15 protein-coding genes are annotated in these 12925 nt (G+C 64.9%); 9 read left to right on the forward strand and 6 right to left on the reverse strand.

What is annotated here, in order from left to right:
- A complete protein-coding gene (locus tag ABIA90_RS09935; protein ID WP_354118697.1) occupies positions 1 to 912 on the reverse strand; it encodes a DMT family transporter in 912 nt (303 codons plus the stop codon).
- A 99-nt stretch (positions 913 to 1011) separates the two neighbouring features.
- Here ABIA90_RS09935 and ABIA90_RS09940 point away from each other — a divergent pair, with 99 nt between their 5' ends.
- On the forward strand, positions 1012 to 1875 hold the full coding sequence (locus ABIA90_RS09940; RefSeq protein ID WP_071917778.1) for a LysR family transcriptional regulator: 864 nt from the start codon (positions 1012 to 1014) through the stop codon (positions 1873 to 1875).
- Here ABIA90_RS09940 and ABIA90_RS09945 read toward each other — a convergent pair whose 3' ends face one another.
- The 5 genes from ABIA90_RS09945 to ABIA90_RS09965 form a co-directional block, all read right to left on the reverse strand.
- Positions 1876 to 2442, reverse strand: a complete 567-nt coding sequence (locus ABIA90_RS09945; protein WP_354118875.1) for a nucleotidyltransferase family protein — start codon at positions 2440 to 2442, stop codon at positions 1876 to 1878.
- A 12-nt stretch (positions 2443 to 2454) separates the two neighbouring features.
- On the reverse strand, positions 2455 to 2796 hold the full coding sequence (locus ABIA90_RS09950) for an MmcQ/YjbR family DNA-binding protein (protein WP_354118698.1): 342 nt from the start codon (positions 2794 to 2796) through the stop codon (positions 2455 to 2457).
- Between the two features lie 23 nt (positions 2797 to 2819).
- Positions 2820 to 3596, reverse strand: coding sequence for a signal peptidase I (gene lepB, locus ABIA90_RS09955; protein WP_063980763.1), 777 nt, complete (start codon positions 3594 to 3596; stop codon positions 2820 to 2822).
- Positions 3593 to 5020, reverse strand: coding sequence for a metalloprotease TldD (gene tldD, locus ABIA90_RS09960; RefSeq protein WP_028151631.1), 1428 nt, complete (start codon positions 5018 to 5020; stop codon positions 3593 to 3595). Before tldD ends, lepB begins: the two co-directional genes overlap by 4 nt.
- Before the next feature lie 121 nt (positions 5021 to 5141).
- Entirely contained in the window at positions 5142 to 5663 is a 522-nt protein-coding gene (locus tag ABIA90_RS09965; protein WP_354118699.1) for an invasion associated locus B family protein, read from the reverse strand.
- A 447-nt stretch (positions 5664 to 6110) separates the two neighbouring features.
- On the opposite strand from ABIA90_RS09965, the gene coxB reads away from it, so the two are divergent.
- From coxB to ABIA90_RS10005, 8 genes are all read left to right on the forward strand, one after another.
- A complete protein-coding gene (coxB, locus tag ABIA90_RS09970; RefSeq protein WP_354118700.1) occupies positions 6111 to 6950 on the forward strand; it encodes a cytochrome c oxidase subunit II in 840 nt (279 codons plus the stop codon).
- 88 nt (positions 6951 to 7038) lie between these two features.
- Positions 7039 to 8664: a cytochrome c oxidase subunit I gene (ctaD, locus tag ABIA90_RS09975; protein ID WP_071916896.1), complete on the forward strand. Its 1626-nt coding sequence runs from the start codon at positions 7039 to 7041 to the stop codon at positions 8662 to 8664.
- 61 nt (positions 8665 to 8725) lie between these two features.
- The gene (locus ABIA90_RS09980; RefSeq protein WP_166076593.1) at positions 8726 to 9670 is read left to right on the forward strand and encodes a heme o synthase; all 945 of its coding nucleotides are present in this window, start codon (positions 8726 to 8728) and stop codon (positions 9668 to 9670) included.
- Positions 9667 to 9843 carry a cytochrome c oxidase system small membrane protein gene (locus tag ABIA90_RS09985; protein WP_014498510.1) on the forward strand — a complete coding sequence of 59 codons (177 nt, stop codon included), beginning with the start codon at positions 9667 to 9669 and terminating at the stop codon, positions 9841 to 9843. The genes ABIA90_RS09980 and ABIA90_RS09985 overlap by 4 nt, the downstream gene beginning before the upstream one ends.
- A gap of 5 nt (positions 9844 to 9848) precedes the next feature.
- Positions 9849 to 10499: a cytochrome c oxidase assembly protein gene (locus ABIA90_RS09990; protein WP_063980766.1), complete on the forward strand. Its 651-nt coding sequence runs from the start codon at positions 9849 to 9851 to the stop codon at positions 10497 to 10499.
- Between the two features lie 79 nt (positions 10500 to 10578).
- A complete protein-coding gene (locus tag ABIA90_RS09995) occupies positions 10579 to 11475 on the forward strand; it encodes a cytochrome c oxidase subunit 3 (protein ID WP_028151625.1) in 897 nt (298 codons plus the stop codon).
- Positions 11476 to 11675: 200 nt separating this feature from the next.
- On the forward strand, positions 11676 to 12077 hold the full coding sequence (locus tag ABIA90_RS10000; RefSeq protein ID WP_354118701.1) for a DUF983 domain-containing protein: 402 nt from the start codon (positions 11676 to 11678) through the stop codon (positions 12075 to 12077).
- The gene (locus ABIA90_RS10005) at positions 12074 to 12829 is read left to right on the forward strand and encodes an SURF1 family protein (protein WP_354118702.1); all 756 of its coding nucleotides are present in this window, start codon (positions 12074 to 12076) and stop codon (positions 12827 to 12829) included. Before ABIA90_RS10000 ends, ABIA90_RS10005 begins: the two co-directional genes overlap by 4 nt.
- Positions 12830 to 12925: the final 96 nt, after the last annotated feature.

The raw sequence follows: 12925 nt of genomic DNA on the forward strand, positions 1-12925 counted from the left end.
TTACGCAACGGGCTTTGCGGGGCGCGTCACCAGGTAAATTCCGAGCGCGACCGGGATGATGCCGAGCAGGTCGCGGGCCTCGACATGCTCGCCGAGCACGATGTAGGCGAACAGCATGCCGAGCGGCGGCATCAGGAAATGATAGGCGCTCGCAGCCGTTGCGCCACACACTTTCAGGAGATGAAACCAGAGCCAGTAGGCGAGGATCGAGCCGCCGAGCACGAGGAAGGTGAAGGCGCCGACCAGGCCCGGGGTGAAATCGATTGCGTGGACGTCGGCGAAGGTGAACGCGACCGGCGTCAGCACGATGCCGGCGGCGAGGTTCTGCACGCCGTTGCCGATCCACAGGCTTCCCTTCGGCGCGAGCAGCTTGAACAGAATCGTGCCGGCGACGATGGAGGCGAGCGAGGCCAGGGTGAAGACGATGCCGTGCAGGGAGTCTGTGCCGACCGACAGGCGATGCCAGACGATCAGGGTGACGCCGATGATGCCGAGCAGGAGACCGCCCGCCTTGCGCCAGGTCATGCCTTCGCCAAGCAGCAACGCAGCGAGCGCCGCCGTGAAGACCGGATTGGCCGAGACGATCAGGCCGCCGAGGCCGGCGGAGATCGATTGCAGGCCGGTGTAGCCGAGCCCGAGATAGAGTGCATTGTTGGCGATGCCGAGCACGGCGAAGATCGCGGCATCGCGCCAGGACAAGGACCAGCCATCACCGCGGATCAGCGTCGCGCCGAGGATCAAAATGCCGGCGAGCGAGAAGCGCGCGGCGAGCAGGATCAGCGGCGGGCAGTGGGTGACGCCGATCTTTCCGGCGACGAAGGCATAGCTCCAGAGCAGGCAAAACAGTCCGATGGCGAGCGGTAGCGTGTTGAACCGGCTGGGGGCTGCGGGAAGCGAGGTGGCGAGCGACATGAGGGCATTCTCCTGAACCCTCGATCTAGGGAGACGGCTTGTCATTTGGAAATTAAATGATTAACTTCCGATCAGTGGATTTTCGAATGGAGAGCAGCCATGCTCGACCTGGAGCTCCTGCGCAGCTTCGTCTCGGTGGTCGAGGCCGGCGGCTTCACCCGCGCCGGCGAGCGCGTCCACCGCACGCAATCGACCGTCAGCCAGCAGATCAAGCGGCTGGAGGAGGACGTCGGACAGGTGCTGTTGCACCGCGACGGCAAGGACGTGCGCCCCACCGAGGCCGGCGAGCGGTTGTTGTCCTACGCCCGGCGGCTGCTCACGCTCGCCGAGGAGGCGCGCGACGTGCTGCGCGAGCCCGACAGCGAGGGCGCGATCCGGCTCGGCATCCCCGAGGATTTTGCGGCGTACCGGCTGGCAAAACTGCTCGGCGCCTTTTCGCGCTCACATCCGGGTCTGCGAATGGATGTGCGCGCCGACCAGAGCAAGAACCTGTCCCGCGACCTCGAACGCGGCGAGCTCGACCTGGCGCTGTTCAAGCGCGAGGCCGGGGCGAAGGGCGCCATCGCGGTGTGGCCGGAGCGGGTGCACTGGGTCACCAGCAAGAGCCATCCGGTCGACGTCAACGCCTCGTCCGTGCCGCTGATCGGATTTCCGCTCGGCTGTCTCTATCGCGCCGGCGCCATCCACGCGCTGGAAAGCGCGGGCCGCGCCTGGCACATGTCTTACTCGTCATCGAGTCTCGCGGGCATCCAGGCTGCGGTCGCCGCCGGCATGGGCTTAAGCATCCTGTCGGAGATGTCGATCCAGTCCGACCATCGCGTGCTGACGGCGAAGGACGGATTTGAGCCGATCAACCGGACCGAAGTGGCGCTGATGGCTTCGCCCGACGCCAGCCCCGCAACGCTGCGGCTTGCGGATCGGCTCGCGGAGTTCTGCGACAATGTACAGGCCAAGGCGGCGTGATCACTCCGCGGCAATCACCGTGAGTTCCGGCCACACCGCCTTCCATCGCGCGGCCTTCACCGCGTAACTCGCCGCAGAGAAGTTCGGGCCCGGATTGGGCCGCGCGATCAATCCGGTTATGTCGTCGAAGCCGTGCGGCGCGTAGACCTCAAAGCTGTCGCCTGCGTGCCTCACACCGACTTGCGTGTTCTGGGTGAGGAAACGGTCGATGCCGTCGGTCGAGCAGGTTAGGGGCGGATAGGGCAGGCCGTGCTTGCCGGGATACCAAAGGTGCACACGCGCCTGGTTGCGGGTCTCGATCTTGACGCCGAGATGCGCGAGCCGCGCGTGCAGCGTGCGGATCACCGTGTCCTCCGCCTCCCATGAGGTGTCAGGATCGAAATAGAACACGTCGTAATCGGCGATGCCATGATCGACCGCGCGGTCCGTGAGTACGTTCCACGCCGTCTGCACCAGGCACCCCGACACGAGCCACGCATCGGGAAGCGCGAGCGAGGCGAGCTCGCCGATGATTGCAACATTGACCGGGTTCTTCAGCGCCAGCGTGAGGAAGCGGTCGCGATCCATCGCGGCCACGATTCACGCGCTGGCATCGAACGCGGCGCGCGCGGTCTTCGAGGCGAGGCCCCGCCAGCGCCGCCGCAGGAACGGCTCGACGATCGTGCGCTTGGCCTTGGACAGGCGGATCAGCACGATCGGATAGTCGGCGTAGTGATCGGTGAAATAGAAGATTTTTGGCTGGCTCTCGACCAGCATGGCGCGCTCGTCGATGGGGACGTCGGGCACGACGAGACTGTCGCCGTCCTCCTTCAGCCGCACCAGCATCTTCTTGCGCACTTTCAGCGCCGGCGTGCCGTAGGAGGTGCCGTCCTCGACCTCCGGCCACGTCAGCGCAAATTTTCTGACGTCGTCGAAGGTCATTTGATCAAGACCTTGGGATCAGCTCAGTGCACGGCGGTGAAGAACCGCGCGAGCCGGAAGCCGGAGAGCCAGGTCCACACCGGCTGGCCGCGCATGCCGAGATCCCAGGAGCCGAGCACGGCATCCGCGCGTCCGACCAGATTGTCGATCGGCAACAGGCCGACGCCGCCGGAGCGCAGGGGCACGCGGCTGTCGGCGGAATTGTCGCGGTTATCGCCGAGCACGAAGAGGTGGCCGGGCGGCACCGTCACTTCAGGCGTGTTGTCGAGCGGACCGTTGTCGCGCATCTTGAAGATCAGATGCGAGACGCCGTTCGGCAGCGTCTCGATGTAGCGGTAGGCCGGCTCGCTGCCGCCATTGTCGTCTTCGGCAGCTCCGACACCATCCGGCTTCAGCTCGGCCGGACGGTCGTTGATGAAGAGCTGGCCCTGCCGCATCTGGATGCGGTCGCCGGGCAGACCCACGACGCGCTTGACCCAAGCCTGCGAGCGATCGCCGGGCCAGCGGAACACGACGACGTCGCCTTGCTTCGGCGTCTCCGCGAAGACGCGGCCGCTTTCGGGCAGGTTGATCTGGATCGGCAGCGACGAGGTGCCGTAGCCATAGGGGAATTTCGAGGCGAGCAGCGCATCGCCGATCAGGAGCGTCGGCTCCATCGAACCCGACGGCACATAGAACGGCTCGGCGAGCGCGCCCTTGGCGATGAACACGGCGGCGACGATGCCGGCGAGTTGCATCAGCTGACCAGCCCAGCCGCTGCTCTTCCGCTTGGCGGTGACAGTTACCTTCTCAACGCTCATGCGCCCGTTCCACCTACAGTAATACGTTCCATCAGAAGCGACGGCTGGCCGACGCCGACGGGCACGCCCTGACCGTTCTTGCCGCAAGTGCCGATGCCGGTATCCAGCGCGAGATCGTTGCCGATCATGCGGATGCGATGCAAATCGGTCGGCCCGTTGCCGATCAGCATGGCGCCCTTCAGCGGCGCGCCAATCTTGCCGTTCTCAATCTTGTAGGCCTCGGTGCACTGGAACACGTATTTGCCCGAGGTGATGTCGACCTGGCCGCCGCCGAAATTCGCGGCGAAGACGCCGTTCTTCACGGACGCCAGGATCTCGGCCGGATCGCGGTCCCCGGCGAGCATGTAGGTGTTGGTCATGCGCGGCATCGGCACGTGGGCGTAGCCTTGGCGGCGGCCGTTGCCGGTCGGCTTCATGTTCATCAGGCGCGCGTTCTGGCGGTCCTGCATGTAGCCGACCAGAATGCCGTCCTCGATCAGCACGGTGCGGTTGGTCGGCGTGCCCTCGTCGTCGATCGACAGCGAGCCGCGGCGCGAGGCAATGGTGCCGTCGTCGACCACGGTGACGCCCTTGGCCGCGACCTGCTGGCCCATCAGGCCGGCGAACGCGGACGTCTTCTTGCGGTTGAAATCGCCTTCGAGGCCATGGCCGACCGCCTCATGCAGCATTACGCCGGGCCAGCCGGCACCAAGCACGACGTCCATTTCGCCGGCGGGGGCGGGGATCGATTCCAGATTGACCAGGGCCTCGCGCAGCGCGCCGTCGGCGGCATCGCGCCAGTTCTTGCTCTCGATGAATTCGGCATAGCCGGCGCGGCCGCCATAGCCCTTGCTGCCGCTCTCCTGGCGGTCGCCCTGACCGGCAACGACGGAGACGTTGACGCGCACCAGCGGACGGATGTCGCGATAGCTCTCGCCATCGGGCCGCAGAATCTCGACGACCTGCCAGGTCGCGCCCAGGCTGACGCTGACCTGCCTTACCCGCGGATCCTTGTCGCGTAAGTAGGCGTCGATCTCGGCGAGCAGCTTGACCTTGGTCTCGAAGCCCGGCGCATCCAGCGGATTGTCGTCACTATAAAGCCGCACGTTGGTATGCGCCGGCGGGGCCGCGAAGCTGCCCGAATAGCCGCCGCGCACGGCAGCGACCGCGTCGGCGGCGCGAATCAGTGCCGGCAGCGACACGTCGGAGGAATGGGCATAGCCGACCGCGTCGTCCTTGACGGCGCGCAGGCCAAAGCCCTGCGAGGTGTCATAGGTCGCCTGCTTCAGCCGCCCATTGTCGAACATCAGCGCTTCGGTCTGGCTGTATTCCAGGAACAATTCGCCGTCGTCGGCACCGGCAAGCCCGCGTGCGACCTCGTTGCGGACCTGATCACGGTCGAGATTGGCGCGGTCGAGCAGGGAGGTTGTGGCTGGATTGGTCATGCGTCCGTCCATTATCGGAAGATGTAGGGCAAGATAATGGTTTCCCGGCGGTTCCGCGAGGGTGCCAGGTGCCACATTACGAAACGATAGGATTCGCCGCGCGCGGACGCGCCTGCCGCCCCTACGGCAGCTTGTCGTAGCCCTCGCCGAGCCCATTCAAGCTGAGCGGGAAGCCGATGCCTTCTTCCGGGGTCTCGAAGATGATGAAGGTCGCGGTCTTGGCGGTGCGGAGTTGTCCGAGCAGCTTGTCGTCCATGACGACCTCGGCGACGCAGCCATTGGGCAGGCAGCGGACGAAGCCGGCGCGGCCGACGTCCTGGTTGTCGAGCTTCAGCCCGAGGCCGGAGGGCAGCAGCACGCCGAGCGGGGCGACCACGCGCATCAGCCGGCTCTTCTGGTCGGCGGTCTTGAGCACGATCACGGTGAGGCCGGCATTGGAGCGGTCTTCGGCCACCACGCTCTGGATCAGGGCGCATTGCTCGGTCTGGGCGCCGGGCGGGGTGTCGCAGCGGATCTGCCAGTCGCCATGGACGGAGCGCACCGCGCCCTGCGCATGGGCGAGGCCCGGCAGCGCCATGACAACGACCGCCGCCAGCATCGTGAGGCCGCTCGCCTGCCTTGCCATGCTTCTCGAAAACCCCATCGGGTCGGTCCCTCTGCTCGCCTGGGTCGCTCGTGCCTGGCGGACTGATACGGGAATGACGGCGTCTTGAAGGCGATTCGCAAGCAAATTCCGCGCCGCCCACACCGCCATCGCCCGCACGAATCAGGTTCCTGCGCGGCTGTCTGCCAGTGCCTACCGCGGGCAATGCCGCTGTCAAGCCGCGGCATCCCGGGAAACGGTATTTTTCTCTGATGTTACTAGGAAATATCTTGCGGGTGATGGCTGACAGACGGGGCTCAAGACTGCATTGCGATAGATCAAGAATTATGGTTTGAGAGGCTTGATTTCGGCGTTCTAGCGATCTGGCCCCAATTCCTCTTAGAGGTATTCTTGCGCGGCGGTTTGTCAGACGGGCGGATCGAATAAGCGTTTCCCGGAAATAGGGGGATGCACTTGGGGTGATTTCGTTAGGGGAGCGCGAACGGCATGAGGATGTCGATGGGCCATGTGGGCCGGCACTTGCTGGGATTGGCCGTGGCGGGTCTGACGCTGGCGACGGGCGGTGCGGCATACGCCGAACTCGGGCAGCCGGCGCCGTGGGAATGGACGCTCCAGCAATCCGCCTCGCCGGTGATGGACAATATCGTCTGGTTCCACAACTTTCTGTTCGTGCTGATCACGCTGATCACGCTGTTCGTTCTGGCGTTGCTGGTGATCGTGGTCATGAAGTTCAACGCGAAGGCCAATCCGGTGCCGTCGCGGACCACGCACAACACGCTGATCGAGGTGGCCTGGACGCTCGTTCCGGTGCTGATCCTGGTCGGTATCTCGGTGCCGTCGTTCCGCCTGCTGTTCCTCGAACTCGACGTGCCGAAGGCGGATTTGACCATCAAGGCCACCGGCAAGCAGTGGTACTGGTCCTATGCCTATCCTGATAACGGCAAGTTCGAGTTCGACTCGCTGATGGCCCAGGACAAGCAGCCCCGCCTGCTCGGCGTCGACAACGAGATGGTGGTGCCGGTCAACAAGGTGATTCGTGTCCAGGTCACCGGCGCGGACGTCATCCACGCCTTTGCGCTGCCGGCTTTCGGCGTCAAGATCGACGCCATTCCGGGGCGGCTGAACGAGACCTGGTTCAAGGCCACCAAGACCGGCATGTTCTACGGCCAGTGCTCGGAGCTCTGCGGCAAGGACCACGCCTTCATGCCGATCGCGATTCGCGTCGTAGAGGACAAGGAGTTCGCCTCCTGGGTCGAAACGGCGAAGAAGAAATATGCGAGCGGCGGCACCAGCACTTTCGCCTCCGCGGCCGGCCCGACGCAGTAAGCGCCGGGCGACGGCTCGAGGGGACTGAAAGCGACATAAAGGGTGGGACCGCACAAGGTCCGAACGGGACGCAAGGCAGGATTTGAAAATGGCAACGAGCGCAGCGACACACGGCGATCACGCGCAAGACCACGGACATGACGAGCACGCCCATCCGACCGGATGGCGGCGCTACGTCTATTCGACCAACCACAAGGACATCGGTACGATGTACCTGATCTTCGCGGTCATCGCCGGCGTCATCGGTGCCGCGATGTCGATCGCGATCCGTGCCGAGCTGATGTATCCGGGCGTGCAGATCTTCCACGAGACGCACACCTATAATGTGTTCGTGACCTCTCACGGCCTGATCATGATCTTCTTCATGGTCATGCCCGCGATGATCGGCGGCTTCGGCAACTGGTTCGTGCCGCTGATGATCGGCGCGCCCGATATGGCGTTCCCGCGCATGAACAACATCTCGTTCTGGCTGCTGCCGGCCTCTTTCGCGCTGCTGCTGATGTCGACCTTCGTCGAGGGCGAGCCGGGTGCCAACGGCGTCGGCGCCGGCTGGACCATGTATGTGCCGCTGTCGAGCTCGGGCCATCCGGGCCCGGCCGTCGACTTCGCGATCCTGTCGCTGCATCTGGCGGGCGCCTCGTCGATTCTCGGCGCCATCAACTTCATCACCACGATCTTCAACATGCGCGCGCCGGGCATGACCCTGCACAAGATGCCGCTGTTCGTGTGGTCGATCCTGGTGACGGTGTTCCTGCTGCTGTTGTCGCTGCCGGTGCTCGCCGGTGCGATCACCATGCTGCTCACCGACCGCAATTTCGGCACGACGTTCTTCGCGCCCGACGGCGGCGGCGACCCCGTGCTGTTCCAGCATCTGTTCTGGTTCTTCGGTCACCCCGAGGTGTACATCCTGATCCTGCCCGCCTTCGGCATGGTCAGCCAGATCGTCTCGACCTTCTCGCGCAAGCCCGTGTTCGGCTATCTCGGCATGGCCTACGCCATGGTGGCGATCGGCGGCATCGGCTTCGTGGTGTGGGCGCACCACATGTACACGGTCGGCATGTCCTCGGCGACGCAGGCCTATTTCGTCGCCGCGACCATGGTCATCGCGGTTCCGACCGGCGTGAAGATCTTCTCGTGGATCGCCACGATGTGGGGCGGCTCGATCGAGTTCCGTGCCCCGATGATCTGGGCGGTCGGCTTCATCTTCCTGTTCACTGTCGGCGGTGTCACCGGCGTCGTGCTGGCGAATGCCGGCGTCGACCGCGTGCTCCAGGAGACCTACTACGTCGTCGCGCACTTCCATTACGTGCTGTCGCTCGGTGCGGTGTTCGGGATCTTTGCCGGCTGGTACTACTGGTTCCCGAAGATGTCGGGCTACATGTACAATGAGACGCTGGCCAAGGCGCACTTCTGGGTCACCTTCATCGGTGTGAACCTTGTGTTCTTCCCGCAGCACTTCCTCGGCCTGTCGGGCATGCCGCGCCGCTACGTCGACTATCCCGACGCGTTCGCCGGCTGGAACCTGGTCTCCTCGGTCGGCTCCTACATCTCCGGCTTCGGCGTGCTGATCTTCCTCTACTGCGTGTTCGACGCCTTCGCGAAAAAGGTGCCGGCTGGCGACAATCCGTGGGGTGCGGGCGCGACCACGCTGGAATGGACGCTGCCTTCGCCGCCGCCCTTCCATCAGTTCGAAGTGCTGCCCCGCGTGCAGTAAGCCAACGCTCGCGGCGCCCGTGACGGGCGCCGCGGCTCTGTAACGAAGCGAGTCAAAACTAGTGTCCGTCCTCGACCACAACGCCATCGACATCGATCCCCGCATCTCCGAAGCGGAGGTGGGCGACTACATTGCGCTGCTCAAGCCGCGGGTGATGTCGCTGGTGATCTTCACCGCGCTGGTCGGACTGGCGATGGCGCCCGGGCATTTCCACCCGGTGCTGGCCATCACCTCGCTGCTCTGCATCGCGGTCGGTGCCGGCGCTTCCGGGGCGCTCAACATGGCGCTCGAAGGCGATATCGACGCCAAGATGTCGCGCACGGCAAACCGGCCGATTCCGCGCGGCCGCATCACCCGTCCCGAGGCGATGGCGTTCGGCATGACGCTCGCCTTCTTCTCGGTGATGACGCTCGGCATCCTCGTCAACTGGATCGCGGGCGCGCTGCTCGCCTTCACCATCTTCTTCTACGTCGTGATCTACACGATGATCCTGAAGCGCCGGACCGCACAGAACATCGTGATCGGCGGCGCCGCTGGTGCACTGCCGCCGGTGGTGGCGTGGGCCGCGGTCACGGGCACCGTCGACGTCGAGCCGCTGCTGCTGTTCGCCATCATCTTCTTCTGGACGCCGCCGCACTTCTGGGCGCTGGCGCTGTTCCGCTCCGACGACTATGCGCGTGCCGGCATTCCGATGCTGCCCAACGTCGCCGGTCCCGACGCGACGCGGCTTCAGATCCTGCTCTACACCATCGTGCTGATCGCGGTCGCCGCCGCCCCGTGGGCGCTCGGCTATTTCGACGCCATCTACGGCATCGTCTCGCTGATCCTCGGCGCCGGCATGCTTGTGCTCGCGATCAACGTCTATGTGCGCCGCGAGCGCAGCCAATCGCTGCGCGCGACCCGCAAGCTGTTCGCCTTCTCCATCCTTTATCTGTTCGCGCTGTTTGCGACCCTGCTGGCCGAAGTCGTGTTCCGGGCGCTTGCTCCGATGGTAGGGGGCGCATGATCGCTGGAATGGCCGACAAACCTGAGATGAATGGAATCGTCCTCACGGAGGCGCAGAAGAAGAGCCGCCGCCAGCGCTCGATCGCGATCGCGCTCGCGCTCGGCGTGCTCGTGGTGCTGTTCTTCGCCGTCACCATCGTCAAGGGACCGGCAGTACTCGTCCGGCCGATGTAGGAAACATGGATCGAGAGCCCACCATATCGCGGGATCAGAGCCGGACGGCCAAGCAGGGGCGGGGGCCTTCCAAGGGTCTTGGCCGCGACGTGCTGGTCGCCTCGATCTGCGGCGGCGTGGTGGCGCTGATGGTCGGTGCCTCCTACGCGGCGGTGCCGTTCTACAACTGGTTCTGCCGCGCCACCGGCTTCAACGGCACGACGCAGGTTGCGACCTCGGCGCCGGCCACCGGGCCGATCGCACGGAAGATCGCGGTGCGCTTCGATTCCAACGTCGCGCCCGGCCTGCCCTGGAAGTTCGAGCCGGAGCAGAGCGAGATCGAGGTCAATATCGGCCAGGTCGTGACGGTGTTTTACACCGTGACCAACCAGGCCGCGCGCACCACCGCGGGCCAGGCGGCCTACAACGTCGCGCCCCTGACGGTCGGCTCCTACTTCCAGAAGATCAACTGCTTCTGCTTCACCGAACAGACCATGGCGCCCGGCGAGAAGCGCGAGATGCCGGTCGTGTTTTACGTCGATCCGTCGATCGCCGACGATCACGAGAACGACGGGCTGAACACGATCACGTTGTCCTACACGTTCTATCCGGTGCGCGATCCCGTGGTGAAGCCGCTGGCGTCGGGCGAGGACGATAAACGCAAGGGAAATCTCTGACCGCCGGGCTCATGCCGCGGGGGTCGGACACAAGGGGATAAGTGCCGGACAGGCACGGGATTGAGGAGAGAGACCGCAAATGGCAACGGCGCACACCAAGCATCACGACTACCACCTGGTGGATCCCTCCCCGTGGCCCGTCGTCGGCTCCATCTCGGCCTTCGTCATGGCGGTCGGTGCGATCACCTGGATGCACCACATGTTCTCGGCCGCGCCGATCATCTTCGGTGCCGGCACCATCGGCGTGATCTACACCATGGCGAGCTGGTGGGCCGATGTGATCAAGGAAGCCCAGTACAAGGGCGATCACACCCGCGTCGTGCAGCTGCATCACCGCTACGGCATGATCCTGTTCATCGCTTCCGAGGTGATGTTCTTCGTCGCCTGGTTCTGGGCCTATTTCAACGCAGCGCTGTTCCCGGCCGACGCCGTCCACGCCACGCGCGACGCCGTGTTCGGCTGCGGTCTCGGCACCGCGGCCGGCGCCTGCGCCGTGCCCGGCACCTGGCCGCCGCATGGCATCGAGACCTTCGATCCCTGGCATCTGCCGCTCCTGAACACGCTGATACTGCTCACCTCCGGCACCACGGTGACCTGGGCGCACCACGCGCTGCTGGAAGGCGACCGCAAGGGTCTGAAGTACGGGCTGATCCTCACGGTCATCCTGGGCGCGCTCTTCACCTGCGTGCAGGCCTATGAGTACAGCCACGCGGCGTTCTCGTTCGGCGGCAACGTCTATGGCGCGACCTTCTTCATGGCGACCGGCTTCCATGGTTTCCATGTGCTGGTCGGCACCATCTTCCTGCTGGTCTGCCTGTTCCGCGCCTATGCCGGCCACTTCACCCCGACACAGCACCTCGGCTTCGAGTTCGCCGCCTGGTACTGGCACTTCGTCGACGTGGTCTGGCTGTTCCTGTTCCTCTGCATCTATGTGTGGGGACACGGCGCCGAGACCATGGCCCACGGCGCGCACTGAGCCGCATTGGATCGATCAGAAAGGGCGGCCGCAGGGCCGCCCTTTCGCTTTTGGGCCGCCGGAAGCTTCGGCGGAAACTGTGATTGAGCGTTTTCGAGCGAAGCGGATACCGGTTCGCGTGAAGAAAACGCGTCAAAACAAGAATCTAGAGCTTCGGTTCTGATTCAATCAGAACCGATAATGTTCTAGAGTCCGTGATCATGAACGATACCGCCGGCCCATCCGAGCCCGAGACGACCGTCCTGCAAAGCGCGCTGCGCGGGCTTGCCTGCAAGTGCCCGCGCTGCGGCCAGGGCAAGCTCTATGCGGGCTTCCTGACGCTCGCGCCCAGCTGCGACCGCTGTGGCCTCGACTATGCCTTCATCGACTCCGGCGACGGTCCTGCGATCTTCATCATCATGCTGGCCGGCGGGATCGTCGTTGCGTGCGCGCTGATCGTCGAGGTCAAATACCAGCCGCCGTACTGGCTGCATGCCGCGCTTTGGCTGCCGCTCATCCTCGCGACCACGCTCCTGCCGCTGCGCGCGATGAAGTCGCTGCTGATCGCGCTGCAATTCCACCACAAGGCGGCGCCGGGCCGGCTGGTCGACCGCGCGAAATGAACGAGACCGCGCGCAAGCCCCGCGTGGCCGGCTTCGCGCTGTTCACGCTTTTCCTGGCCGCCGTCTTGGTCGCGCTCGGCGTCTGGCAATTGCAGCGCCGCGTCGCGAAACATCAGTTGATCGCCGCATTGACCGAGCGTCTCGCGGCGGCACCTGTTGCGTTGCCGCCGCCGTCGCAATGGAGCACGCTGACGCCGGAGCGGGACGAATTCCGTCGGGTCACATTTGCGGCGACCTACGAGTCCCGTCTGGATGCGATGGTCTACAGTTCCGGCTCCGCCATCCGCTCCGACATTTCCGGCCCCGGCACCTGGGCTTTCCTTCCCGCACGGCTGCCTGGCGGCGATATGGTCGCGGTCAACGCGGGCTTCGTGCCGAACACCCAACAGGACCGCGCCCTGCAGGATCGGGCGGTCGCGCGACTCATTACCAATAAGCCGGCGATGTTGACCGGCTACGTCCGTTTCCCCGAAACAGCCAGCGTGCTGATGCCTGACGCTGAGCGTGACAAACGGCTGTGGTTCACCCGCGATCATCTCGCCATGTCCCGGGCGCTCGGCTGGGGCACGGTCGCGCCGTTCTACATCGACCTGGAGCGGCCGGTGCCGGAGAACGGCATTCCGCGTCCCGGCCCGCTCGACGTGCATCTGAAGGACGATCATCTGCAATACGCCATCACCTGGTTCGCGCTCGCCGGCGCGGTGCTGATCGCATTCGGCGTCTGGGCGAGGGGACGGCGGCACCCGACCTGAAATTTTCCGTAGGTTCCTGGAGGGATCCCGGTATCGCCCGGGGTTTATTATTCAGGACATATTCACGAGGGTGGTCCTAAGCCGCACGCAAATTTT

The sequence above is a fragment of the Bradyrhizobium sp. LA6.8 genome (genome assembly GCF_040547935.1).
Lineage (GTDB): Bacteria > Pseudomonadota > Alphaproteobacteria > Rhizobiales > Xanthobacteraceae > Bradyrhizobium > Bradyrhizobium barranii.